Source organism: Pedobacter sp. UYP24 (assembly GCF_054057295.1).
Genome location: NZ_JBSRZD010000005.1, coordinates 94,278 through 118,754, shown reverse-complemented (window position 1 = coordinate 118,754; position 24,477 = coordinate 94,278). Strand labels below are relative to the sequence as shown.

Annotated in this window: 17 protein-coding genes; 9 read left to right on the top strand and 8 right to left on the bottom strand. The window is 39.1% G+C overall.

Going from position 1 to position 24,477, the window contains the following annotated elements; genetic code table 11:
• Nucleotides 1-54: 54 nt before the first annotated feature.
• Nucleotides 55-1,845: a M61 family metallopeptidase gene (locus tag ACVWYN_RS11520; protein WP_457289013.1), complete on the bottom strand. Its 1,791-nt coding sequence runs from the start codon at nt 1,843-1,845 to the stop codon at nt 55-57.
• Between the two features lie 156 nt (nt 1,846-2,001).
• Here ACVWYN_RS11520 and ACVWYN_RS11515 point away from each other — a divergent pair, with 156 nt between their 5' ends.
• From ACVWYN_RS11515 to ACVWYN_RS11500, 4 genes are read left to right on the top strand one after another with little or no spacing between them, the layout of a single operon-like run.
• Nucleotides 2,002-3,078 (top strand): efflux RND transporter periplasmic adaptor subunit, encoded by a 1,077-nt coding sequence (locus tag ACVWYN_RS11515; RefSeq protein WP_457289012.1) that lies wholly within the window; start codon nt 2,002-2,004, stop codon nt 3,076-3,078.
• 3 nt (nt 3,079-3,081) lie between these two features.
• Complete coding sequence (locus ACVWYN_RS11510) at nt 3,082-6,198, top strand: efflux RND transporter permease subunit (RefSeq protein WP_457289011.1); 3,117 nt, start codon at nt 3,082-3,084, stop codon at nt 6,196-6,198.
• An 11-nt stretch (nt 6,199-6,209) separates the two neighbouring features.
• On the top strand, nt 6,210-7,526 hold the full coding sequence (locus ACVWYN_RS11505) for a TolC family protein (RefSeq protein WP_457289010.1): 1,317 nt from the start codon (nt 6,210-6,212) through the stop codon (nt 7,524-7,526).
• An 18-nt stretch (nt 7,527-7,544) separates the two neighbouring features.
• The gene (locus ACVWYN_RS11500; protein WP_457289009.1) at nt 7,545-8,399 is read left to right on the top strand and encodes an N-acetylglucosamine kinase; all 855 of its coding nucleotides are present in this window, start codon (nt 7,545-7,547) and stop codon (nt 8,397-8,399) included.
• Here the strand turns inward: ACVWYN_RS11500 and ACVWYN_RS11495 are convergent.
• A complete protein-coding gene (locus ACVWYN_RS11495) occupies nt 8,389-8,565 on the bottom strand; it encodes a PID-CTERM protein-sorting domain-containing protein (RefSeq protein WP_457289008.1) in 177 nt (58 codons plus the stop codon). The genes ACVWYN_RS11500 and ACVWYN_RS11495 overlap by 11 nt on opposite strands.
• A 116-nt stretch (nt 8,566-8,681) precedes the next feature.
• Here ACVWYN_RS11495 and ACVWYN_RS11490 point away from each other — a divergent pair, with 116 nt between their 5' ends.
• Nucleotides 8,682-11,834, top strand: a complete 3,153-nt coding sequence (locus ACVWYN_RS11490; RefSeq protein WP_457289007.1) for a DUF2341 domain-containing protein — start codon at nt 8,682-8,684, stop codon at nt 11,832-11,834.
• 11 nt (nt 11,835-11,845) lie between these two features.
• Here ACVWYN_RS11490 and ACVWYN_RS11485 read toward each other — a convergent pair whose 3' ends face one another.
• Nucleotides 11,846-12,283, bottom strand: a complete 438-nt coding sequence (locus ACVWYN_RS11485) for an RrF2 family transcriptional regulator (protein ID WP_457289006.1) — start codon at nt 12,281-12,283, stop codon at nt 11,846-11,848.
• 106 nt (nt 12,284-12,389) lie between these two features.
• Here ACVWYN_RS11485 and ACVWYN_RS11480 point away from each other — a divergent pair, with 106 nt between their 5' ends.
• The gene (locus ACVWYN_RS11480) at nt 12,390-13,721 is read left to right on the top strand and encodes a sigma-54-dependent transcriptional regulator (protein WP_457289005.1); all 1,332 of its coding nucleotides are present in this window, start codon (nt 12,390-12,392) and stop codon (nt 13,719-13,721) included.
• On the opposite strand, the gene ACVWYN_RS11475 is transcribed toward ACVWYN_RS11480, so the two are convergent.
• The 3 genes from ACVWYN_RS11475 to ACVWYN_RS11465 all read right to left on the bottom strand — a co-directional run bounded on the left by ACVWYN_RS11475 (nt 13,706) and on the right by ACVWYN_RS11465 (nt 19,560).
• On the bottom strand, nt 13,706-16,198 hold the full coding sequence (locus ACVWYN_RS11475; protein WP_457289004.1) for an ATP-binding response regulator: 2,493 nt from the start codon (nt 16,196-16,198) through the stop codon (nt 13,706-13,708). The two genes, ACVWYN_RS11480 and ACVWYN_RS11475, sit on opposite strands and share 16 nt — an antisense overlap.
• Nucleotides 16,199-16,337: 139 nt before the next feature.
• Nucleotides 16,338-18,878, bottom strand: coding sequence for an ABC transporter permease (locus ACVWYN_RS11470; protein WP_457289003.1), 2,541 nt, complete (start codon nt 18,876-18,878; stop codon nt 16,338-16,340).
• Entirely contained in the window at nt 18,868-19,560 is a 693-nt protein-coding gene (locus ACVWYN_RS11465) for an ABC transporter ATP-binding protein (protein ID WP_457289002.1), read from the bottom strand. Before ACVWYN_RS11465 ends, ACVWYN_RS11470 begins: the two co-directional genes overlap by 11 nt.
• A gap of 61 nt (nt 19,561-19,621) precedes the next feature.
• Here ACVWYN_RS11465 and ACVWYN_RS11460 point away from each other — a divergent pair, with 61 nt between their 5' ends.
• Entirely contained in the window at nt 19,622-20,311 is a 690-nt protein-coding gene (locus ACVWYN_RS11460; protein ID WP_457289001.1) for an arylesterase, read from the top strand.
• Between the two features lie 55 nt (nt 20,312-20,366).
• Entirely contained in the window at nt 20,367-21,917 is a 1,551-nt protein-coding gene (locus ACVWYN_RS11455; protein WP_457289000.1) for a L,D-transpeptidase scaffold domain-containing protein, read from the top strand.
• 2 nt (nt 21,918-21,919) lie between these two features.
• Here the strand turns inward: ACVWYN_RS11455 and ACVWYN_RS11450 are convergent, their stop codons facing one another.
• Both ACVWYN_RS11450 and ACVWYN_RS11445 read right to left on the bottom strand, forming a co-directional pair.
• A complete protein-coding gene (locus ACVWYN_RS11450; protein ID WP_457288999.1) occupies nt 21,920-22,720 on the bottom strand; it encodes a murein L,D-transpeptidase catalytic domain family protein in 801 nt (266 codons plus the stop codon).
• 291 nt (nt 22,721-23,011) lie between these two features.
• Nucleotides 23,012-23,728, bottom strand: a complete 717-nt coding sequence (locus ACVWYN_RS11445; RefSeq protein WP_457288998.1) for a 3-keto-disaccharide hydrolase — start codon at nt 23,726-23,728, stop codon at nt 23,012-23,014.
• A 183-nt stretch (nt 23,729-23,911) separates the two neighbouring features.
• Here ACVWYN_RS11445 and ACVWYN_RS11440 point away from each other — a divergent pair, with 183 nt between their 5' ends.
• Nucleotides 23,912-24,472: a carboxymuconolactone decarboxylase family protein gene (locus ACVWYN_RS11440; protein WP_457288997.1), complete on the top strand. Its 561-nt coding sequence runs from the start codon at nt 23,912-23,914 to the stop codon at nt 24,470-24,472.
• The last annotated feature ends 5 nt before the right edge of the window (nt 24,473-24,477 follow it).

Genomic DNA, 24,477 nt, shown 5'->3' with positions numbered 1-24,477 from the left:
ATTATAAAACCGGCCTTGGTTTGAGAATAGATGCAGGAGTAAAGAAGGTTGTTGTTAATAGAACACAGCTTTCCTTACTTTGAGTTGTTCTTCTGTTGCAGTATCATCAAATTTAGCAACTAGTTTAACATTGGGGTTAGCTGTTAACGTAAGTTTTATTTCTTTAACAATACCATCTCGTCTAATCATCAATGTAATAATATCACCAACCTTCTTGGTAGCAATTAAAGGCATCTTTTCTAGAACTACATTTAAAGGAATACCATCAGCAGTGATCACTTCATCATTAACATTTAAACCTCCTGTCCAGGCTGCAGAATTACGCAACATTGAAGATACCATAAACAAACCTTCGATTTTTTTTGAGGCCACACCAAGGTAGGGTTCCTGGTTCCCTAAATTTTCGTTTGTTACCAGAATGCCTGCATAACCCATGTATTTATCATAATCAATATCTGTTGTGCCATTCACATACTTACTCCAGAAATTAGTAAAGCTAATACCACTGACTTTTTCAACCATAGTCTTAAATTCAGCATCTGTATATCCCCTACCCAATTTCTTATAATATTGATGGTACATATCGTGCATTACATTATCCAAAGATTTAGCTCCCTTTGTGGCATGTGCAATCTCCAGATCCATTAAAGTCCCAATAGCAGAACCTTTTGTGTAATAAGAAATGGTAGTGTTACCAGAGTTCTCATTTGGACGGTAACTTTTAATCCAGGCATCGTAACTCCCTTCGGCGGCCGACTGTACTTTCGCTCCAGGTTTATTATAAACTGCTTCAATACCTGTTGCAAACGTCTGTGCTGTTTCAGCTTCAGTATGAAAACCGGCACGCAGCATAATTTTATTCTCAAAATAGGAAGTAAATCCCTCTGCCACCCATAGATTTGTCGTATAATTTTCATTATCATAATCGAACGGACCGAGCGCTATTGGCCTCAACCTTTTTACATTCCATAGGTGATGGTACTCATGTGCTACTAGCCCTAAAAACCCCTTGTAACCTTTTTCTGTTCCATAAGAATCTCTGGCTACACCAAGAACTGTGGAATTGAGATGTTCCAATCCACCACTTCCTGCACTAAGATTATGTACGATAAACGTGTAATGTTCATTGGGGTTTTCTCCGTAAATGGAAGTTAGCTGTTCTACCACCTTTGGCATATCAACTTTCAAACGTTCCTGATCATAATTGGCCATGCCATACATCGCCACTTCATGCTTAACTCCTGAGGCAGTAAATTCAAAAACTTCCTGGTTGCCCACCTCAATCGGGCTATCAAAAAGAACATCAAAATCAGATGCCATGTAAGTAAACTTAGTGCCAGCTACGGGCTCTAGTCCGGTTGATACTTTGCTCCAGCCCGCAAAAGGATTGATTTTTACGGTACTTGGTAGTTTAAGCTGACCATCTGGATACATAAAAATTGAAGTGCTAGACAAAAATGCATGCGTATCATCAATAAACGAGGTTCTTACCGACATTTCAAAGGCATATACCCGATATTTAATTTTTATGGCATTGGCTTTTGCAGAGCGTATTCTCCAGGCATTTTTACGTACCTTTTCAAACTTCAAAGGTTTACCATTAGCACTGGCACTGAACGCCTCAACACTTTTCGCAAATTCCCTTACCAGATAAGAACCTGGTGCCCAAACAGGCATTTTTACATCCAAGTAGTCTTTCAACAACCCAGAAATATTCATTTCGACTTCTACATAATGAGCTTGAGGCTCAACAAAACTCACCTCGAAACCAATTTTAACCTGCGACTTACCTACCATACCTATCGATAATATTACTAATATTAACCCTAACGCTCTCCTGCTCATAACTAGCTTATTTAACCGCAACAAACCTAGATAAATTAGTGCTTTAATGCAATCAAAAGCTCCCCAATGCAATTTAGAGGCTGTAACATACTTAATACAACGTACGCAAGGCATCATTTTTGAATATTTTTGCCTTGATTTTGACTATTCAGCTATATGAAAATAAGATACATCATTTATGTTTTGCTTGCTCTAGGGCTGGCCTACTTAATTTACTACAGAATCACTTCTAATAGAAAAATAGCTGGAGAAGGTAAAAGTCAATCTGGTGCAAAAGGAGATCCAGGCAAAGGATTACAGGTAGAAGGAATTGTAGTACAGGCTGCTGATTTTACCAACAACCTGGAGTTAACAGGAACAATTGAAGCAAACGAAGCGGTTTCCTTAAGAAGCGAAGTATCAGGATTGGTAACCAGCATTAATTTTAAGGAAGGGTCTAGCGTATTAAAGGGCAGCTTGCTAATAAAGATTAACGACCGTGATATACAGGCGCAATTACAGGAGGCGCTAACTAAACAGAAGCTTTCTGCTACCAATGAAAACCGTGCTAAGCAACTGCTTGATAAGGGTGCTATTAGTCAGGAAGAATACGATACCTCCCTGGCCGATTTACAATCTTTGAGGTCACAAACACAATTGATTAGGGCACAGCTTGCTAAAACAACCATCTATGCGCCGTTTAGTGGAAAGATTGGATTAAGGAGTATTTCTGTAGGAGAATACCTTACACCAGCTACAATGATTGCCAATCTTTCCAGCATCAATCCGCTAAAAATCAGTTTCTCAGTTCCTGAAAAGTATATTGGACAGATTAAAGAAAACAGCGACGTTGCCTTTACTACAGACGGCTATTCTAAAACCTTTATTGGAAAAGTATTTGCACTGGAACCAGGAGTAAATACCCAAACCCGAACTTTACAGATTAAAGCACTAGTAACTAACCCGAACGGGGAATTGCTACCTGGATCTTTCGCGAAAATAAAGTTATCACTTAGCACGGCTAAAGATGCTATACTAATTCCTAATGAAGCCATTATTCCTGTTTTAAAAGGTAAAACAGTTTTTGTAAGTAAGAACGGAAAAGCACAACAGGTACCGGTTGAGGCCAGTACCAGAACAGCAGAAAGTATTTTAATTACTTCTGGGCTGAAGGTTGGTGATACGGTATTGACTACGGGTGCAATGGCATTAAAAGCTGGCGCCCCTGTTAAAGTTACTGTAGTAAAAAAATAGCGCATGAGTATTTCAAATACCAGTATAAAACGGCCGGTTCTGGCCATTGTAATGAATTTGTCTATACTTCTTTTTGGAGTTATTGGCTATAATTTCCTAGGGGTAAGGGAATTTCCCAACATTGACCCTACTGTAGTTTCTGTACGGACATCTTATCCTGGTGCAAACTCAGACATTATCGAGTCGCAAATTACAGAACCTCTGGAAAAATCTATTAATGGAATTGATGGAATCAGGAACATTTCCTCCTCCAGCAATCAGGGAACCAGTAACATTACAATAGAGTTTAACCTGAACAAAAATATCGACGACGCGGCCAATGATGTTCGCGATAAGGTTTCTCAAGCCGCAAGAAGTTTACCTAAAGACATTGATGGTAACCCTGTTGTAAGTAAGGCTGATGCAAATTCTGACGCCGTAATTACCATGACTGTGCAAAGCGATAAAAGAAACGTGATTCAGCTGAGTGATTATGCGGAAAACGTGATTGCAGAAAGATTGCAAACCATATCAGGTGTTAGCAGCATACAGATATATGGACAGCGAAAATATGCCATGCGGATACGCATTGATCCAAACAAACTGGCAGCTTACGGTTTAACATCGCAAGATATTGTCACGGCATTGGATAAAGAGAATGTAGAGCTCCCATCCGGGAAAATTACTGGAGCAAACACTGAGCTGATCGTGAAAACGTTAGGTAAAATGACTAATGCCGAACAGTTTAACGACCTGATATTAAAAACCGACTCCAACAATCTGGTAAGACTAAAAGACGTAGGCTTCGCGGAGCTTGGTTCTGAGAATGAAGAAACGATATTGCGTGAATCAGGAAAGCCAATGGTTGCTGTTGCCCTTATCCCCCAGCCCGGAGCAAACTATCTGGACATTTCAAAAGAGTTCGACAAGCGCTTTGAGCAGTTGCAAAAAGACATCCCTAAAGACATTAAACTGAACATCTCACTGGACAATACAAAGTTCATTAAATCGTCAGTAACTGAAGTAGCTGAAACAATTATCTTATCGCTTATCCTGGTAATTCTCATCATCTACCTCTTTTTTAGAGATTGGGCCATCGCCATAAGGCCGCTGATAGATATTCCGGTATCTTTGGTATTTACCTTCTTTATCATGTATATTTTCGGGTTTTCCATAAATGTACTATCGCTTTTGGCCATTGTACTGGCAACAGGTTTGGTGGTGGATGACGGGATTGTTGTTACAGAAAACATCTTTAAAAAAGTGGAGGAGGGTTACTCTCCTTTTGAGGCCGCTATTAAAGGATCCAACGAAATCTTTTTTGCAGTAATCTCCATATCTATAACGCTTGCAGCAGTTTTCTTACCTGTGATTTTTCTTCAAGGATTTGTAGGTCGGCTATTTAGGGAATTTGGTATCGTTATCGGAGCGGCAGTACTTATATCTGCCTTTGTATCGTTAACCTTAACGCCGATGCTTAATGCCTATCTAATGAAAAAAACGGGGCATAAGAAATCTAAATTCTATGAAATAACAGAACCCTATTTTGTTAAACTGAACGATGGTTATGCGGAGAACCTGAATAAATTCCTGGACAAGAAATGGCTTGCAGTTCCAATTATTGCCATCTGCATAGGTCTGATCGCTTTATTCTGGACGATCATCCCTAAAGAAACAGCCCCTTACGATGACCGGAGTGCCATTAATATGAATGTTAGCACACCAGAAGGATCCTCATTCGCATATACTGACCGCTTTGTCACGAAAATACAACAGCTCATTGCTGATTCAGTTCCGGAAAAGAAAGTGAATATTACCATAACCTCGCCGGGTTTTGGCGGTGCGGGTTCTACGAATAGCGGCTACGTTAGAATGGGCCTGGTAGATCCGGGCGACAGGGAGAGATCGCAAGCAGATATAGCGACGAAATTAACTTCCATAACCAAAAAATACGCTGAAGGCAAGGTAACCGTAACGCAGCAGCCAACCATTGCTGTGGGCAGACGGGGAGGCTTACCAATAAGTTATATCATACAAGCACAAAATTTTGAAAAGCTGAGGTCTAAAGTGCCCATTTTTATGGATGAGGTTTCCAAAGACCCAACCTTTACCACCTCTGATGTTAACCTAAAATTTAACAAGCCCGAAATCAACTTGACCATTGACAGGGATAAAGCTAAAAACCTGGGTGTATCTGCCGCAGATATTGGTTCTGCACTACAGTTAGGGTTAAGTGGGCAGCGGTTCTCTTATTTCTTTATGAATGGCAAACAATACCAGGTAATTGGACAATTTGAAGTGGGTGACCGTAAAGATCCGCTTGATTTAAGTTCTGTTTATGTAAGAAATAACAAGAATGAATTGATACAACTGGACAATTTAGTCACTGCAAAAGAAGAGAGCAGTCCACCCCAACTATATAGGAACAATCGTTTTACTGCGGCAACTGTTTCTGCAGGACTGGCTCCGGGAAAAAGCATCGGTGACGGAATTGAGGCGATGGACAGAATTTCTGCAAAAGTATTGGATGAAACATTCTCTACAGACCTTGGGGGAGAATCCAGAGATTTTAAAGAAAGTTCTTCAAATACATTGTTTGCATTCGGACTTGCGCTTTTATTAGTTTATTTGATATTAAGTGCGCAGTTTGAAAGCTTTATAGACCCAATCATTATTATAATTACCGTACCAATGGCCGTTGCAGGTGCATTTTTGTCGCTCTGGCTTTTTGGACAAAGCTGGAATATTTTCAGCCAGATTGGAACCATTATGCTGATCGGGCTTGTAACCAAAAACGGGATTCTTATTGTAGAATTTGCAAACCAGCTGAAGGAGAAAGGCGCAAGTATACATGATGCCATCAGGGAAGCTGCCGTTTCAAGGCTTCGCCCCATTTTAATGACCAGTTTAGCCATAGCCATCGGGGCATTGCCTATTGCAATGGCACTTGGAGCCGCAGCAAAAAGTAGGATCGGCATGGGCGTTGTTATTGTAGGTGGAACAACTTTCTCACTCGTGTTGACCTTATTTGTTATTCCCGCAGTTTATTCTTACTGGTCTAAGGAACACAAGGTCAATAAAGACCTGGAACAATCCTTAGTTGCTGCAATTGAGAATGAGAAAAATGAACCCATTAATTAATTAATTAAAGTATGAAGATCATAAAATCCGTAATTTCTTCAATGATACTGCTAATTTCTTTTTTTAGCACTGCTTCTGCACAGGAGAAATTATCTCTTCAGGAAGCGGTAACGGTAACACTCCAAAATAATTACGACATCAGGTTAGTGAGCAACGATGTGGAGATCACCAAGAACAATGTGAATCTGGGTAACGCAGGTCTTTTGCCAAAACTGGATGGAAGTTTTAGTAAAGGTGGAAGTATTCAAAATACTACCAGAACACAAAGCAGTGGGGCACAACAAACACTTAATGGTGTACGCAATACCAACATGAGCTATGGTGTAGGTCTTGGATGGACAATTTTTGATGGCTTACAAATGTTTACCAATCTGGAACGCCTTAAAACCCTACAAACACAAGGTGAAGTAAATTCAAAAGCCACCATTTTAACCACAATAAGTAACGTTTTAAATGCTTACTATACGGTTTCCAAAGAACAGCAATTGGTAATTGCGAGGGACAGTGCCATGAACGTTTCCAGGTTAAGATTGAGTATTACCAAAAGCAAACTCAGTATAGGAAGAGGCTCAAAGCTCGACTTGCTGAGTGCAAAAGTTGATTACAATGCAGATACATCTGCTTATCTTCAGGAAAAGAACCTATTTAGGAATTCAATGGTGTCATTAAATCAGATAATGGCCAGAGATTTGAACATTATTTTTAGTGTAGATACAGTTTTCGACATTAATACAAATCTGGACTATGCCGCCTTGATTGGTCAAACAGAACGATTAAACCCAGACTTACAAATTGCATTTATCAATAAAAAGATAGCAGAACTTAATTTGAAACAGGTCAAAGGGCAGCGTTATCCTGTACTAGCAGTTAACAGCGGTTATGAATACCAAAAAAGCACCAGTCCGACAGGATTTAACACTCAACAGCGTGCGAACGGACTAACTTATGGGCTAACAGCAAGTTTAAACATCTTCAATGGTTTTCTACAGCGGCAAAATGAGCGAAACGCAAAAATACAAATCAATTCCTCGGCGCTTGGTTTAAGCAAGGCAAAGCTGGACATCAATGCGCAGCTTACTTCAACATTCCAGAGCTATAGAACTAACCTGGATTTACTGATTGTTGAGAAGAGCAATGTGGAAGTTGCCAAGCAAAACCTGAATATAACTTTAGAAAAATACAGATTAGGTAGCATTGCTCCTTTAGAATTAAGAGAAGCACAGCGAAATTCTATTGATGCCATTGCAAGATATCTGGAAGCACAATATCAGGCGAAGCTTACGGAGATCAGTTTAAAAGAGATTAGCGGAACCTTAAATATCCAATAAGATTACTAATTTTAGCAAATGATTTTGGTAGCAGATAGCGGTTCCTCTAAAACGGATTGGATGGGTTATAGCCCCGATGAAAAAATTAGTTTTAGCACACAGGGGATAAATCCTTATTTTTTAAACGCGAACGATATTTTCAAGATCTTTTCTAAGAAAAAGGAGCTATTAAGTTTTGCAGATCGCGTTAAGGAAATCTATTTTTTTGGAGCAGGCTGTTCCTCACCTGATAAAATTGAAGTGATATCAAATGGGATTTCTTCCTATTTTACTAATGCATACGTATCTGTAGAGCATGACCTTATAGGCTCTGCCTATGCTACCTGTGGCGATGAAGAAGGAATAACCTGTATTTTAGGAACAGGCTCAAACATTTCTTATTACGATGGGAAAGAAGTGCATAGCGGGGCACATGGATTGGGTTACATTCTGGGTGATGAAGGCTCGGGCACCCATTTCGGCAGGAAACTGATTAAAAGTTTTCTATACAATGAAATGCCTGCTGATCTTAGTGCAGAATTTAAAGCGATGTTTGACTTGAATAAAGAAATGGTCATCACGAATGTGTATCAGAAACCTGCACCAAACATATTTCTGGCATCTATTAGTCGTTTTATGACCGGGCGTACGGACCACCCTTTTATACTGAACATCCTGCGTGAGGGTTTTCAGGAATTCGTTGATACCAATGTGAAGGATTATCCAAATTATAAAGACCTTAATTGTCATTTTGTTGGGTCGATTGCATATTACTACGAAGAGGTTCTTAGAGAGATTTGCAAAAAAAACCAGGTAAACGTTGGGAAAATCTTCCAAAAGCCGATTGAAGGCATCTACAATTACATTCTGAAAAAAGAAGGCATCACTGCTTAGATTCTTTTATTCTTTTTATACCGTAACAGACCCCGGCAATAAGCAATAAGGTTACACCACCATCCAAGGGGACATCCGGGTCTCCGCCGGGAAGACCCGGATCACTATATTGTGCAGTAGTAGATCCAATGATGCAGAGCAAGAATGTTAGCAAATAGTATTTCATAGTTCAAATCTGACGGGTTTATTTTTAGAAATACAACTATCCTGTAAAATATTTTTGCACTTCAGGTTGTTTTCTTATTTAAAATCCATCCAGTTTAGGCTCAGAAATTATTTAGTATGACCCTTAAATACGCTGGATTCTTAGTGATTATAATGATATCTGCCCAATGCTTGCAAGCACAATCATGGATGAGCGGCTTCAATTACCGCAAAAAAATAACCATAGATAAAAGTAAAGTTATCGCCAAAACCATAGTTTATAGCTCTACCAATACGGTAGATTATGATTTGGTTGACTTTCCGGTGTTGATAGACCTTACAGACAACGATCTGATCTACTACCCTGGTACCTGTGGAAATAAAATACAAGATGCTGGTGGTAAAGATATTTCATTTGCTTTAAGCACTGCGCCCGGCATTCCGCTAAATTTTCAGGTTGAGCACTATGAACCGGCCTCCGGTAGGTTAATATGTTGGGTTAAAATCAATGCTTTATCAGCAAACAAGACAACCACTACAGCTACTTCAATTTACCTTTATTATGGAAGTTCATCCCCAGCCAATCTGCACAATCCATATTCAACACCAGCGCTAAACACATGGAATGCAGATTACTCAAAAGTCTTACACATGAATGCACTATATGGTGCACCGGGCTCACAGAATCTGAGTAGTGACGTTTCTAACAGTGATACATTTAAGATTGCAAAAATAGGTTTTGGCCTTGAGTTTAACGCTACATCGGCGGCTTTCAATGCTGGCATTGAAGAGAGTACAACCATTAGTATTTCCGGATGGATAAAACCTAGTGAAATTGGCAGAGATCAAGTCATATTGACGAACGATAGTTTGGCAAGAGGTGGCTACCAGTTGAGGATGAATACGGATAACAAACTGGTGCTGGATGTTTTTAAGAGCCCCTCTGCTGCGACAAGCATAACAGAGAACTTGACTGCATTGAATGTTGGAACCTGGTACCATGTGTGTGTGATCTTTTCCGGAACGGTAGGTACCATTTACTTGAATGGAATCCCAGTTGTCGCAGCCTCCAATCCAGCATTACACCTCGGGTCTGGCGGCACGCTAAGAATTGGCCGCAATCGTCTGGGAAATAACAAATTTTACGGCATCATTGACGAGCTTAGGATTCAGAAAATCACAATCGGTACAGAATGGATGAAAACTGAATATAACAACCAGAATGATCCCACCAGGTTCTACACCGTATCTGCAGAGGAATATAGTCCTTCCGGTTTTTATAGATTTACAGGATCCAGTAATCAGTGGAATCTAACCTCAAACTGGAGCCCAGCCAGCTTACCGGGTTTAAATGCGAATATAGTTATCCCTTCAGGAAAAACCGTACGCTATTCTGGTGGCAGTCAGAGCACACTGAATAAGCTCATCATTGAAAAGGGTGGCAGTTTGACTTTGGCTGCAGACATGCAGGCTAGCTGCATATCGCAGGTGGCATCGGGAGGTGCTATAATCCTTAGCAATGGGGCAACACTTACATTTTCATCAAATGTATTCAACAATGGTTCAATATCTTCTGATATCTCTGGCGGCACCATCAGATTTTCAGGAGTACAGCAAGTTCAGGATTATAGCGGCACTGGAATATTGAAAGTACAGCGACTTAAAAACGAACAAACAGATCCGCTATTCAAGCTGGTACTTAATTCGGCTGTTGAGGTTAAAGGTTTTGTAGAAGCCAAAAAAGGAATACTTATTTCTAATGGCAATTTGATACTGCGTTCCACATCTGCTACAAATACGGCTGCAGTAATGCCAATTAATGACCCTAATAATTCAAGTATCAATGGAGAGGTGATAGTACAACAATTTATTTCAGGAAGCTATGCGGCCCCTGCATCCGCCAGAGGCTGGCGGTTACTCAGCTCACCTGTATATACCATTACATCAGGCGGCATTACGCAATATGACCTGCAAGCATTGAAAAATGAAATATTCATTACTGGCAATGGCGGGCAGTTGAACGGCTTTGACCCATCTCCACTAAATGGGGCTACCGTTTATACACATGATCAATCGTTGCCTGGAACGCTATCACAAAAATATATTGCGGTAAAAACAATCAACGATAAGATACAGATGGGTAAAGGTATATATATTTACTCTAGAGGAAGCCGATATGCTCAAGATGCATATCTCAGACAGATTCAGACTAATCCATTTTCTAATCCTGAATCTTATACCATAAAATATAAGGGGCAACTTTTTAATGGAACCCTAAACGTTGCCTTGAGCAATAAGAATACCAATAGCGAGGGGGACGGATTTAACCTGATTGGAAATCCCTATGCCTCGCCTATAAGATGGGGCAGCCTGGGGAAAACTGGCATTGTGCCCTATATTTGGCAATTTGACCCACTAAACAATGCTTATATCGTGAGTGAATCTCCGGAGACTATCATACCGCTGGGCGGTGCATTTTTTGTTAGGGTTAATTCTGGAAGAACAGATGGCTCAATAAGCTTTACAGAAGAAGCCCGGTATACTGGGCCAGTTTATTCAACACCCGTTTTGATGTCCGATAAATCTTCTGTAACAGGAAATATCCTAAAAGACAATATGCTTACGATTACACTCTCAAAAGAAGACATTAAGCAATCTTATATCCTCAAATTAAAAGAAGGAGGGTCAGATGACGTTACAGATGAAGATGCACTTAAACTAGGCGATGGAATAGTAAACGTTGGAGGAATTTCAGGAAAGGTGAAATTGGCTATAGACGAAAGGGCGCTCACGGATATTACAAAACAAGTAGATCTGTACATTAAAGTTGCAGTTTCGGGAACTTATAAACTAACAATCGATCCTGGAAAATCAACAGCTATTGAAACCTTTTTGATAGACAAATATATGGGAACACAACAGGAAGTTGGGAGATCCATTTTGAGCAATGAAATTTCTATTAATAAAGACATCCCTGCAACTGAGGGTGAAGCGCGCTTTCAACTGCTGATAAAAAAGATGGAAGTTGAACCTGAAAAAGAACTGCAGATCACCGCATTCCCAAACCCATTTCGGGAGAAAATCACTTTCAATACAAACTTAAACTCAGGTGAAAGATCGCAAGTGGTATTAAGAAATATTATGGGAAATACAGTATTCCAACAAGAGATCAGGAATGATGGAAATCAGATGGAAATCAACACGGCAAATATACCCATAGGGCTATATATATTGCAATTTATCTCTGCTAATGGAAAAAATATAAAAGCGATTAAGGTCCTGAAAAATTAAGGAAAGTTATGCTAACTTAGGATATTTTCATCTGTTTCCCTTGCAATAACATCTGCAATGGATGTCTGAGCCAAAACATTCAAAGTGGCATCTCTCACGTCAATAAATGTTTTTCTGATACCGCAGGTAACTTCATCATGGCACTCGTCACATTTGCGATAAAATTTTAAGCTGGCGCATGGCACCATAGCAATTGGTCCGTCTGTTATCCTTAGTATATCTGCTAGGTAGATGTCTTTAGGATCTTTGTTCAGGCTGTAACCACCCCCGGCTCCTTTTTTACTATAAAGATAGCCAGCATTTCGCATGTCAAGTAAGATCTGTTCCAGGAATTTTCTGGGTATCATTTCCATTTCAGCAAGCCTAACGATCTGCATGGGCGGATTTCCTGTATTTTTGCCAAGCGCTACAAGTGCTTTAATTGCATATTTAGTTTTCTTAGACAGCATATATAACAAAGCTAACAAAAAGTTTAGGTAAAATTACCCGCTATTTTTCCAACACTGGTATATCAGCGTTGTTTTGTATTTTTACGGCATCTGATGCAAAATCCCTATGGCACGAATACTTATCATTGAAGACGACCGTACCTTTTCTCAAATACTAGAGGGCTTTTTAGGCAAGAACAATCATCAAACTGATGTTGCCTATACTGTTAAAAAAAGTATATCGCTACTGGAAAATGAAAGTTTTGATTTAATCTTGGCAGATTATCGACTGCCTGACGGAACCGGTCTGGATGTAGTTTCCTTTTTAAGAGCTAAGGGAACGGAATTCCAGCTAATCATCATGACAAGTTTTAACGATGTAAGAACCGCTGTTAAATCAATTCAATTAGGCGCAATAGATTACATCACTAAGCCTGTTAATCCCGATGAGTTATTAATGATCATTAATAAGGCGTTGAATACACCCGAGAATAAATCTATAAATGCTGATTTTGCACATCATGACGATGCCATTAAAGGTAAAAGTAAAATAGCCGACAAGCTTTACGAGTATATCGCATTGGTTGCACCGACAGATATGTCGGTAATGATACAGGGAGAAAGTGGAACTGGAAAGGAATACGCTGCAAGAGCGCTGCATATACAAAGCAAAAGAAAAGACAAACCTTTTGTTGCAATAGACTGCGGCACCCTTTCAAAAGAACTTGCAGCCAGTGAACTATTTGGGCATTCCAAAGGTGCTTTTACTGGAGCTATAAATGATAAAAAAGGTCAGTTTGAGGCAGCAAATGGCGGAACCCTATTTTTGGATGAAGTAGGGAACCTGAGCTATGAAGTACAAATTAAATTGTTGCGTGCCCTGCAGGAGAAAACCATACAACCACTGGGTACAACAAAAAATATTAAGGTAGACGTAAGGGTAGTTACTGCCACTAATGACGATCTGAAAAATTCAGTTTCCAAGGGTATATTTCGTGAAGACTTGTACCACAGAATGAATGAGTTCAAAATACAAATTCCAGCTTTGCGGGAGCGGGAGAAAGATCTGGAGATTTTCATTAAGCATTTTATTAAACAGGCTAATATGGAGCTGGGAAGAGAAGTGCGAACTATAGCTCCTGAAGCAACCGACATTTTAATCAGGTACGATTGGCCAGGAAACCTGCGCGAGCTAAAAAATGTGATTAAAAGAATGGTGCTGCTAACGCCAACGGAAACTGCCGGATTATTATCGTTGCCTGAAGAAATGATTATTGCTGTTAATATGGATCAGAAACCAAGTGGGACTGATCTTAAAGCAATCAATGAAGTGAATGAGAAATCACTTATACTGGAAACACTTGTAAAGGTAAAGTACAACAAATCAAAAGCGGCCAAACTGCTAAATATAGACAGGAAAACGCTTTATAGTAAAATGGAACGCTACGAGATCGAATAATTCAATTCGTCTTTTTGCAGTGCTTTAAGTGCATGCGACAACGATGAAAGCATTGCGAATATTTCCTGCCGGTTTTCATTAATACCCTCATTACTTTTTTCTCTCAATCTCAATTCCATTACCCTGAATTGGGAAGCTAAGTCTACTAATCCAATCTGTGCTGTTCTACCTGCTATTCTGTGTAGAACCAATGAAACTTTATCCAAATCATTTTCCTTTAACCCTGTCCTTATCAATAAAGTGTCTTCAATACTGTCTTTCGTAAATTGATCCAATATTTGCTTCATTAATACAGAATCGCCAAAGGTCATCTTCTCCAATCTGCTGTGGCCTACTTCTGCATCAATTGATGAAGATAATTGATCTATGCTGATGGCATTTAACAACTGGTCAGATTTAAATGGCTTGGTAATCAGGGCATCAAATCCCTTTTCTAAAAGATGATTTCGCTCATCTGGCAATACCTGTGCGGTTACAGCAATTATTTTCACATGGTGTTTTTGTTTTGTTCTAATTTGGCTGCATAGCTCCTCCCCATTCATTTCAGGCATTCGGATATCCATTAATATATGAGAAATATCTATGTCTAATTTGGCCTCCAGCAAATCAATGGGACTCTGGAAACACCTATATTCAACCGCTGCCTTTTTAAAAATGATTCCGCAAAGTTCGAGAATTGATGGATCATCATCCACTACCCAAACCTTGCCATAAGAGGGCGCTCTACTTAATTGGGTTTCGACCTTTTCTTTAGATGTTTCTGTTGTTGAGTCAAATGTCAGATAAAAAGTGAAAGTGCTGCCCTTTTTATATTCACTTTTAACATAGATTCTACCCCCTTGATCTTCAATTAATGCTTTAACTATTGTAAGACCAAGACCTGCACCGGATTGCCTTTTTAAATCTGCCTGATTAAGATTGACTTGCTCAAACTCATTAAATATTCTTTTCGTATCTTCTTCAGACATTCCTATGCCTGTATCGGCAACTGTAAAAGTGAAATGATGATTATTCAGCTTTTTCTTAAATTTTACTGATAAAAGGATTTCACCTTTTTCGGTAAATTTTATAGCGTTTGCCAAAAGATTAAAAACTACTTGTTTTAATCTGAATGCATCCCCTTTTAATAAACTCAAATCATTTAGCTCAAAATTTGTAATGAGCGTCAAAGAAAGATTCTCTGCCTGAGGCTTTATCACGTTAATAATTTCATCAAGAAGCTTACTCATACTGAAGGCTTCATTGAGAAAACTGAATTTACCGGATATGATGCGATTATAATCCAGGATTTCATCTACAATTTGCAACAGATGTTCAGATGAGTTATAAATGGCTTGAATATGAGCCGGATTACCTTCATTATCACTCTTCATGATTTCTGTATAGCCTACAATTGATTGCAGTGGAGTTCTTATCTCATGACTCATGTTTGATAAAAAGCGGTGCTTTGCCTGTGCATGATATATTGCTTCATCCTTGGCAACTTCAAGATCTTGTCTGTACCTGTTACTTCGGGTTATATCACTTAGGATCAGGTAAAGCAACACGACTGTAATTAGCAAAAATGCAAGAAAAATTGCAGTAATGGTATCTATACCTCCATTTACTACCTTTTTTGCCTGAATGGCATTTAAGTCAATTTGTGTAAGCACTTTGCCTTCTACCATTCTTAGCACCTCCAGCATTTGTACGGTAAGCTTGCTATTTACACTTGCCAACTCACCTTCGCGGTTCAGGAAGCTCGCATTTTTTTGCCGCTGCTCATTTTCGATAGATTTTAAAGACTGCTCTATGTTTTTAATCATCGCGTCCTGAGCAGCGAGGGCGATGGTATCGCGTTTAATTTTTTCCTCACTTTTGATAATGAACGACTGACCGCTTCCACTTTCTTTATTTTTCCCGAATATCTTGTCTAGCAAACTCCTGGGCTTCTTATCATCCGGAGAAAATGTTGTGGTGGATGTTTTTTGTTCAGTCGCAAGAATTGTACTGTCCTTTTTTCTTGGGCTTTTCGAAACTACCTCATTAAGTTGCTTCATTTTTTCAGCCAGGGGCTTATTATTGACCAACTTTGACCTGATCAAAAGGTAGTTAAGGAATTGCTTATCCCGCTCTATAAGCAGCCGCTTTATGGTAAGAATTCTTGCTGTTTGAACTGAATCTCTGGCATAGAGTATCGACAGGGAATCTATAAGTTTTCTCAACTGAGATGATGCCTTAAAAATTTTATTGTAGTTACCAGGCTCAATAAGTGCCTGATTCTTTTGCTGTTGGTCCAGACTGCTTATATTCCTGGAAATAGCATTTACCAGAGCAAGCCTTGCGCTTGGTGCAGATACATTATCAACCGTGTTTAACATTTCCTGAAATACAGACTTACTTACACTCCAAGCGGTTAGCAATGATAGGCAAGCCAGCAACAATGACAATATAATTTTGCCTTTAATTCCTTTAAAGAAGTGTCGTTTCTCGGGCATCGAATAAAAGTAGTTTCATTAATAACGGGATTTTCAGCCTTGTGTTTTATCGGGCTTGCTGTATAAAATATTTACTCCTGTATTGTAAGGGATATAAGCCTATTCAGCTTTAACAGAAATAGTTATTTACATGGTGCTTCTAAGCATTTAAAATTTGAATAGGTGGTGTATTCAGTGTCTTGCGGCTGCTTAGCACCCCCGTTATAACAATAATCAAACACACAGACAAGAATATAACAACCACAGGAATAATTGGAAAGTTAAAAGTTGCATCAAACAAAAATGCTGATAATGCCCAGCTGGCCGATAAGGAAAGCAAGACGCCTGCCCCTGCAGCAAATACACCCAAAAAAGCATATTCTACTATCGTGATTATCATAATTTGCTTTTTACTTGCCCCAAGAGTACGCAAAAGTATAATCTCTTTTAATCGCTGACTTTTACTAGTCAGCACAGCAGATATGAGTACTACCCAGCCTGTGGCCATACTAAAAGACGCCATAAACTTGATAACAAAACTAATTTTAGACAATAAGTCTTCGACTACTTTAAGAACCAACCCTAGGTCAATTACAGAAATATTAGGAAAGTTCCTCACTACGGCTCCCTGGAACTTTGCAGAGACAATATTTGAGGGAACTTTTGTCATGAGTACATGAAATTGCGGTGCATCTTCCAATACGCCGGTTGGGAATACTACTCTAAAGTTTGTTTGCATTCTCGTCCAATTCACTGTTCTCAAACTCCCTACTATTGTAGAAATGGGGAGCCTTTGAACATTAAAAAGTATGGTATCCCCTATTTTGGCATTAATCCGCCTCGCATAACCATCTTCCAGTGACACAAATATTTTACCATCATTCCCCTTTCGACCTCGCCACGTACCGCTAACGATCTTCTCAGCAGCAGTAAGTGTATCCTGAAAGGTAACGCGCAATTCTCCCTGAAAAGCCTTGTCGTCACGTCGTTTACCCATTGCACTACGCCCATTTATTTTATCAATCCTTACGGTTACAACTGGTACCTGTGCAATTACTGGTAGTCCGTAAGATTTTGCTAAAGCTGCTGCTGCGTCTTGTTGGCTGCTCTGTATGTCGAACAAAATCATATTGGCCTGACTTTTAGAAGAAGACAACTGCACGCGCTGTATAAGAATTCCCTGGATTAGAAATAGCGTACATATTAGCGTAGTTGATAAGCCTATGGACACCGTTAACATTAATGTTTGGTTGTTGGGCCTGTATAAATTTGAAAACCCTTGTCTGTATAAATAGGATGAAAATCTAGATACCATCTTTCTAACCAGAAACATTAACAATCTTGAAATGCCATATAAAATTGAGCAGGCAAACAGTAAACTAAGGCAAAAGATTCCTGCCTCAAACCAGTTGTTCATTTGAAGACGGGAAAAAGCAAGCACAAAAATGAAGATCAGACAATAAGTAGCATATAAAAGATAATCGGTCTTTTGTTTTGACCGCTCCAAAGATTGCCTGATGGCATTTAGCGGCGAGATATTTCTAACGGCAAGCAATGCAGGCATGGCAAACAAGATGGAGATAAAAACCCCCAATAGGATGCCCTGCCCAATGGCAGACCAAGAAGGTTGCATACTCAGTTCAACCGGAATAAAATCCTTGAAAACAACAGGAAGAGCGAATTGAATAAGTGTTCCAATAACAGCCCCTAAAACTGATCCGATTATTCCCAAACCCGTTATTTGGATCAGGTAAATTAGGAAGGCTTCCTTTACCCTCAAACCAAGACACCTTAGTGTCGCAATAGTGGTTAGCTTCTCTTTTATATAAACCTGAATAGAGCTGCCAACGCCAATACAACCTAACAAAAGCGCTATAAACCCAGAGAGCGCCAGAAATCTGCTAACATCCTGAAACGACCTGCCTATGCGTTCTTTTCTTGAAGCAACGGTTTCTATATCCAGTCCTTCTTTATCAAACATTGGCTGAAGCTTTTTCAAATCCTGATTAAGCTGGCTACCACTATTGTATTTGAAGTAATATTTATACTGAATTCTGCTTCCGATTTTAGATAAGCCTGTTTGCTCCAGGTACTTTAATGGAATATAAACAACAGGCGCAACTGTAGAAGATAGGCTAGACTGTCCTGGTGCCTTGTCTAACGACCCGCAAATTAAAAAACTAAGCGATCCAATTTTAATAGAATCACCTGCCTTTGCGTTATACTGAAGCATTACAGTACGATCAACCAATGCACCCCGCTCCAAATCTTTAAATTGACCTGCCGCCCTTAAAGGTGTGGTTTCTAACTTACCATAGTATGGAAAGTTCCCTTCAATTGCCTTTACCTGAACCAACCTGCTTTGCTCATTTCTGAGAAAGTAGATCATGGATGCAAAGCTTCTTTCGGTCGAAGTTTCATTACCCAATTTGGATAGTAATTGCACAGCTTTAGCAGAAAATGGTTGGCGTGATTCAACCATTAAATCTGCACCTGTAAGGGTCTTAGCCTGATCATCAATATCCCTTTCCATATTGTCCCTAAAAGAATATACAGCCACTAAGGCAGCAATTCCGAGCACGATTGAAGAAACAAATAAGAGCAACCTGGAACGGTTCTTTCTTGCGTCGCGCCAAGCCATTTTAGTAAGCCAGGCATAGCCAACCTTTTTGTATGATGTTGATGTATTTTTACTTCGCATTGGTCTGATCAGCAATTACTTTCCCTCCCTTAAGTTTGATCAATCTGTTGGTATGCATAGCCAGTTCAGGATCATGGGTAACAATAATCAGCGTAGTTCCGGCGTCACTATTCAAATTGAACATTAACTTTTCAACTTTCTCGCTCGTTTCAGCATCTAAATTACCTGTTGGCTCATCTGCAAACAGAATAGAAGGACGATTAGAGAAAGCTCTTGCTAATGAAACTCTTTGTTGCTCGCCGCCAGACAACTGTAAAGGGTAATGGTGAGACCTATCTGCCAATCCTACTTTATCCAGCAAATCCATAGCATAACCACTAACATTCCTTTCGCCGCGAAGCTCCATCGGTACCATCACATTTTCCAACGCTGTTAATGTTGGAATAAGCTGGAAGTTTTGAAAAATAAATCCAATGTGATTATTTCTAACTGCAGCCCGCTCATCTTCAGACAGCAAATCTAATTTGATACCATTTAATGTAACGGTACCAGAAGAAGTACTATCCAAGCCTGCACAAAGCCCAAGTAAAGTGGTCTTACCACTACCAGATGGACCTGTAATTGCAACAGTTTCTCCGGCAACAATACTAAAATTGACATCCTCAAGGACAGTGAGGCTTTTGCCTGCACTTTTGTAAATTTTGGTTAATTGTTCAATTTGGAGGATCGTGTTTGCTGCCATATTGTTCAAATTATAGAATATCTATTGCTAAAGCGTAAATTTATGCTTTTATTGCATCAATATGTCACGCATCAGCAGTTCAGCCATTTCAGCTTTAGTTATGATTATGCTTTTTTCCTGTAACGGAAAACAAAGTGAAAAGGAAGTTAAAGGTACCGGGGAGACAGATGAGCTTAAAAAAAACGAAAAAGCACCCAGTAAAAAGACAATCCTCTTTTTTGGCACAAGCCTTACAGCAGGTTACGGACTAGAATCAACTGATCAAGCCTACCCTCAATTGATCCAGCATAAAATCGACTCGCTAAAACTTCCTTATCAGACGGTTAATGCGGGGCTTAGTGGCGAAACCTCTGCGGCTGGAAAAGGCAGAATAGACTGGATGCTGAAGCAGCATATCGATATTTTTGTACTAGAGTTAGGTGCCAATGATGGACTGCGTGGGATCCCTGTAAGGGAAACAACCGGTAACTTACAAGCAATAATTGATAGGGTTAAGCAGAAATATCCCGAAGCCAAGTTGATGCTTGCGGGAATGGAAGTACCACCAAATATGGGCAAAAAGTATACTACAGATTTTAGGAATATGTTTAAGACACTCGCAACAGACAATAAAATGACCTTTCTTCCTTTTCTATTGAGAAATGTTGCGGGTATTCCATCACTAAATCAAGCTGATGGCATCCATCCAACTGCTAAAGGCCAGGTTATAGTTGCAGAAAATGTATGGTCTAAACTAATAAAATTGCTTTAACCTATTTTTATTCTGGCTGCTAAATAATTGGCATAATTATTCGTATGAATTCAATATGAATAAATCTACTAATCCGCAGTATTTCGGCATTAAAACTCTTCTGATTATTATATTGGCAGCAACTTCTGTCCTTACTTCATGTAAGAAAAAAGTACGATCAGATATTTCAAAGGTATTGTTTGCCGAAACAAAGAACAAAGCTTTTAAAAATCTGAATGCAGATACTTTTGCAGTCGTGATGGAAAAGATGCTGACTGACGAGAAATCTCAGCTCGGTAATCCAAAGTTAATCACCGCATATTACACCGCCAATGATTTTGAACCCAAACTGATTCTAAAGCACTTTCCAAAAGGAGAATTGAAAAATGTACCTGAGTTTTTAAGTAAATCTGCTGAGCATGGTTTAGATCCAAGGCTATTTAATGCAGAACGAATCGTGCAACTAGTGAATAAGTTTTATGATAAAAAAGCCATAAAGACAGCTGGAGAGGCTTATACTGATCTGGCCCAATTAGAAATATTAATTGCCAATTCTTTAATCGATTACAGTAATGCGATGCAATTCGGCGTACTTAGTCCGCGTAAAATCTATGCGAACTATTACACAGAAACAAAAAGGCCAGATAGTACCAGTATGATGAAGATCTTTGCTGTGAGCAACATTAAGACGTATTTAGATAGCATACAACCAAAAGACCCAAATTACATTGCGCTTCAAAAAGCTTTAAAGACGGGTATTACAGGCACTGGATTGTCAATGGAAGATGGCAGTCGCATATTAAAAGCCAACCTGGAAAGACTAAGGTGGAAAAACAAGCCTAAGGAAAATAAATATGTAATTGTAAACATTGCCGATTTCAACCTGGATGTAATGGAAAATGGGAAGTCAACCCTAAACATGAAAGTATGTGTTGGAGAAGGACGGAATAAAAACTTTACAGATTCATTAAAAGAATACGATGAAACCGGGCTAAGTAAGGATAGACCGTTTTCTAGAGAAACGCCGCAACTAAACAGTATGATACATAGTGTACAAGTAAACCCGGTATGGAACATTCCTGAGAGCATCGCCTCAAAAGAAATTGTTAAAGATGCCGCCAAAGATCGCTATTACCTGTCTAGTAAAAATATAGATGTATATCAAAATGGAAAATTAGTAGAAGATCCTGAAACTATTGATTTTTCTGCAGCAGACGCGGGCACTAAATATGCTTTTAAGCAACGTCCAGGAGATGACAACTCTCTAGGCAAGATTAAATTTCTTTTCCAAAATGACGAGAGTGTTTATTTACATGATACCCCAGCAAAAGCAGCTTTTAACCTTTCTATGAGGGCAGTAAGTCATGGTTGTGTTCGTGTAGAAAAGCCACTTGAACTTGCCAAAGCGCTATTCGGTGAAGGCGAAAAGAGTAAAACCATTGGCACTGAGATGAAAAGCGAAAATCCTGAAGCTAAAGACATTAGTCTTAAACCTCAGGTTCCTGTATATTTAACTTATATCACTGCTTGGGTAGATGACAAGGGCACCGTACAATTTAGAAAAGACGTATATGGATTAGATATCGTATTGGACAGCTATATGCAAAGGTTAACAGCAAAATTGTAATACTAATTATTTACCAAAATAGATTTGGTGGTGGTATCTATAATGTCTGAAGTATTTACTTGGGCCAGATCTGCTGCCAAATGATGATTTAAAAACCTAGATGTATAACGTTGATCACTACCGTTTATGAAAAGAACAGTCTTATCAGAAATGGTATTGATCACCTCATCTGCAAGTTCGGGAGCAACGGCCGGACATCCCTGACTACGTCCTAATCTGCCTAGCGCATTAATGGTACCCTGACCAACATAGGAAGCTCCATGAACTACTATGGAACGTAGGCGTGCATTATCATTATAACCATCATCCATACCATCAAGTTTCAATGAGCGACCATGTTTACCGCTATAAATCTCTCCGGTAACATAAAAGCCAATGCTGCTTTGGAAAGAGTCGTTCACATTAGAAAAATGCGTGGCCATATCAGATCCACTGCCTTGTCCATGCGCAACCCAAGTATTCAACAATAACTTCTTCTTATCCAAGTCTATAATCCAAAGCCTTTTTGACGTGCTTGCCTGATCCATGTCTGCAATACTGATCACAGATTTTGAATTGGACACTTTACCAATCATCTTCAGGTTAAAGTAACCAGTAATGGCTTTCTCAAACACAATCTTGCTCAATCCAGAATTCGCCAAATGAACAGTATCATAAAGATCATTTACATATTTGTTGTATAAAGAATCTTCAGATGCAGTACGCACTATAGGTCCAGTCTCAATAGGAGACTTCCAGCTTAAAGTAAATAGCGAAAAAGTGAGTAGAAGAACACCTGCTCCGCCTAAAATGTATTTTCTCATAGAATCTGTTTTTGTAACTCTCTGTGTTTATACTTTATTAGGTAAGTTTGCGTCAAATAGATGGGTTTTGTTTAATGAGTTATTTAAATACTATAACAAATGTACAAAATTGTTACAAAACAAAAGAGTTTTTTTAAGTCTTTTACTGTGCTGTGACATCTTGATATATAGCCTTAACTTAACCGCTACAACTTTTGGGGGCTGTTGAAACAACCCATAAAAAAACTGCGGCAGTGATAATTAGAAATTCGTTAATCATCACTGCCACAGCAGGTATTATAATCTTAAATACTATAAAGTACGGATTTTGATATTTCTCCAATAACTTGAGCCTGGGTGTTCTTGTAGAGCAATTTTTCCTTTAGCAACTTTAGCAAAATTTGAAAAGTATTTGTCTTTGAACTTGCTGTTAGCTACCAATTTATTCCACTCATCACTTCCTATTTGTCCTTCAAATGTTTTAATACCATTCAAATAAAACATTAGGTGACCTTTATTTTGTATCAATCTAACCTTATTCCACTCTCCTACTGGTTTAGGCTTAGAAACTGAAGCATCTCCAGCCATATCATAAAGACATCCGGCAAGGTGATTTTCCTTTTTATTATCATCTGCATCGATGTTATCCAAAACTTGCATCTCCGGACCAGTGGTATAGGTTGCGCCGTATTTACGGTCTTCCTGAATATCAAAGATCAAACCGCTGTTACTTCCTTTGGCAACTTTCCATTCCAAATTAAGCTCATAGTTCTCATAAATCCCGTTAGTAACCAAATCACCACCACCGCTACTTGGTTTAGTTTGGTCAAACATAATTGCTCCATTGGCGACCTGCCATTTGGAACCAACGGTATCACGAAGGTAAGTATGCCAACCTTTGGTAGTCTTGCCATCAAACAATAACTTCCAGCCTGCTTTCTTCTCTTTCTTTGTAAGGGTATTGGCCTGCTGCGCAAATGATACTGTGCATAACAGCATCAGGGCTGCAGCGATAAATGTTTTTTTCATGTGTGATTAAATTTAAGAACACTAAGGTAATTCAAAAAACACAATATTTTATTCTCTTTAATTATTTTCCATTTGAGCTTTATTTATAAGCTGACAAATAGCCTTTTCAAATGAAAAATAGTTGATTAATTAAATAATTATTCTAATTTCGAATAACCAAATTAAACCAACGCCACTTTAAAGATGCCATTTATAAAACTTCAAGACCATCTTCCAGGAATAACTGGCTTGCTGGAATTTAGTAAAAATACCGCTCAGCCTATACGTGACCTTACTCAATTTCTATTAAGAGGCCCATCTACTTTATCAGAGGCAGATCGGGAGCTCATTGCTACTGTAGTATCTTATGGAAATGAATGTACCTTTTGCACGACAGCTCATACTGCAGCTGCCGACTTACTTGCCGGAGAATCTGACACGGCGCAAAAAGTTAAAGAAAATATTGATACCGCACCAGTAAGCGAAAAAATGAAGGCCCTTCTTCATATTGCAACCGCAACTGGAAAAGGTGGAAAACAAGTAACTGAAACCCAAATAAACAATGCCCGCGAGGCCGGCGCAACTGATATAGAGATACATGACACCGTACTTATTGCAGCGCTGTTCTGTTTATATAACCGTTATGTTGACGGATTGGGCACTTCATTGCCCACAGAACCTGCGTATTACAACGTTTTAGCAGACCGATTAGTTAACCACGGGTATACCAGATTACCCCAAGGTTATGATCATCTTAAAAAATAATTAGC

Bases quoted from the DNA above. Each gene is read 5' to 3' on its own strand.
- ACVWYN_RS11520 (WP_457289013.1), bottom strand. From the start codon at position 1,845: ATGAGCAGGAGAGCGTTAGGGTTAATATTAGTAATATTATCGATAGGT.
- ACVWYN_RS11515 (WP_457289012.1), top strand. From the start codon at position 2,002: ATGAAAATAAGATACATCATTTATGTTTTGCTTGCTCTAGGGCTGGCC.
- ACVWYN_RS11510 (WP_457289011.1), top strand. From the start codon at position 3,082: ATGAGTATTTCAAATACCAGTATAAAACGGCCGGTTCTGGCCATTGTA.
- ACVWYN_RS11505 (WP_457289010.1), top strand. From the start codon at position 6,210: ATGAAGATCATAAAATCCGTAATTTCTTCAATGATACTGCTAATTTCT.
- ACVWYN_RS11500 (WP_457289009.1), top strand. From the start codon at position 7,545: ATGATTTTGGTAGCAGATAGCGGTTCCTCTAAAACGGATTGGATGGGT.
- ACVWYN_RS11495 (WP_457289008.1), bottom strand. From the start codon at position 8,565: ATGAAATACTATTTGCTAACATTCTTGCTCTGCATCATTGGATCTACT.
- ACVWYN_RS11490 (WP_457289007.1), top strand. From the start codon at position 8,682: ATGACCCTTAAATACGCTGGATTCTTAGTGATTATAATGATATCTGCC.
- ACVWYN_RS11485 (WP_457289006.1), bottom strand. From the start codon at position 12,283: ATGCTGTCTAAGAAAACTAAATATGCAATTAAAGCACTTGTAGCGCTT.
- ACVWYN_RS11480 (WP_457289005.1), top strand. From the start codon at position 12,390: ATGGCACGAATACTTATCATTGAAGACGACCGTACCTTTTCTCAAATA.
- ACVWYN_RS11475 (WP_457289004.1), bottom strand. From the start codon at position 16,198: ATGCCCGAGAAACGACACTTCTTTAAAGGAATTAAAGGCAAAATTATA.
- ACVWYN_RS11470 (WP_457289003.1), bottom strand. From the start codon at position 18,878: ATGCGAAGTAAAAATACATCAACATCATACAAAAAGGTTGGCTATGCC.
- ACVWYN_RS11465 (WP_457289002.1), bottom strand. From the start codon at position 19,560: ATGGCAGCAAACACGATCCTCCAAATTGAACAATTAACCAAAATTTAC.
- ACVWYN_RS11460 (WP_457289001.1), top strand. From the start codon at position 19,622: ATGTCACGCATCAGCAGTTCAGCCATTTCAGCTTTAGTTATGATTATG.
- ACVWYN_RS11455 (WP_457289000.1), top strand. From the start codon at position 20,367: ATGAATAAATCTACTAATCCGCAGTATTTCGGCATTAAAACTCTTCTG.
- ACVWYN_RS11450 (WP_457288999.1), bottom strand. From the start codon at position 22,720: ATGAGAAAATACATTTTAGGCGGAGCAGGTGTTCTTCTACTCACTTTT.
- ACVWYN_RS11445 (WP_457288998.1), bottom strand. From the start codon at position 23,728: ATGAAAAAAACATTTATCGCTGCAGCCCTGATGCTGTTATGCACAGTA.
- ACVWYN_RS11440 (WP_457288997.1), top strand. From the start codon at position 23,912: ATGCCATTTATAAAACTTCAAGACCATCTTCCAGGAATAACTGGCTTG.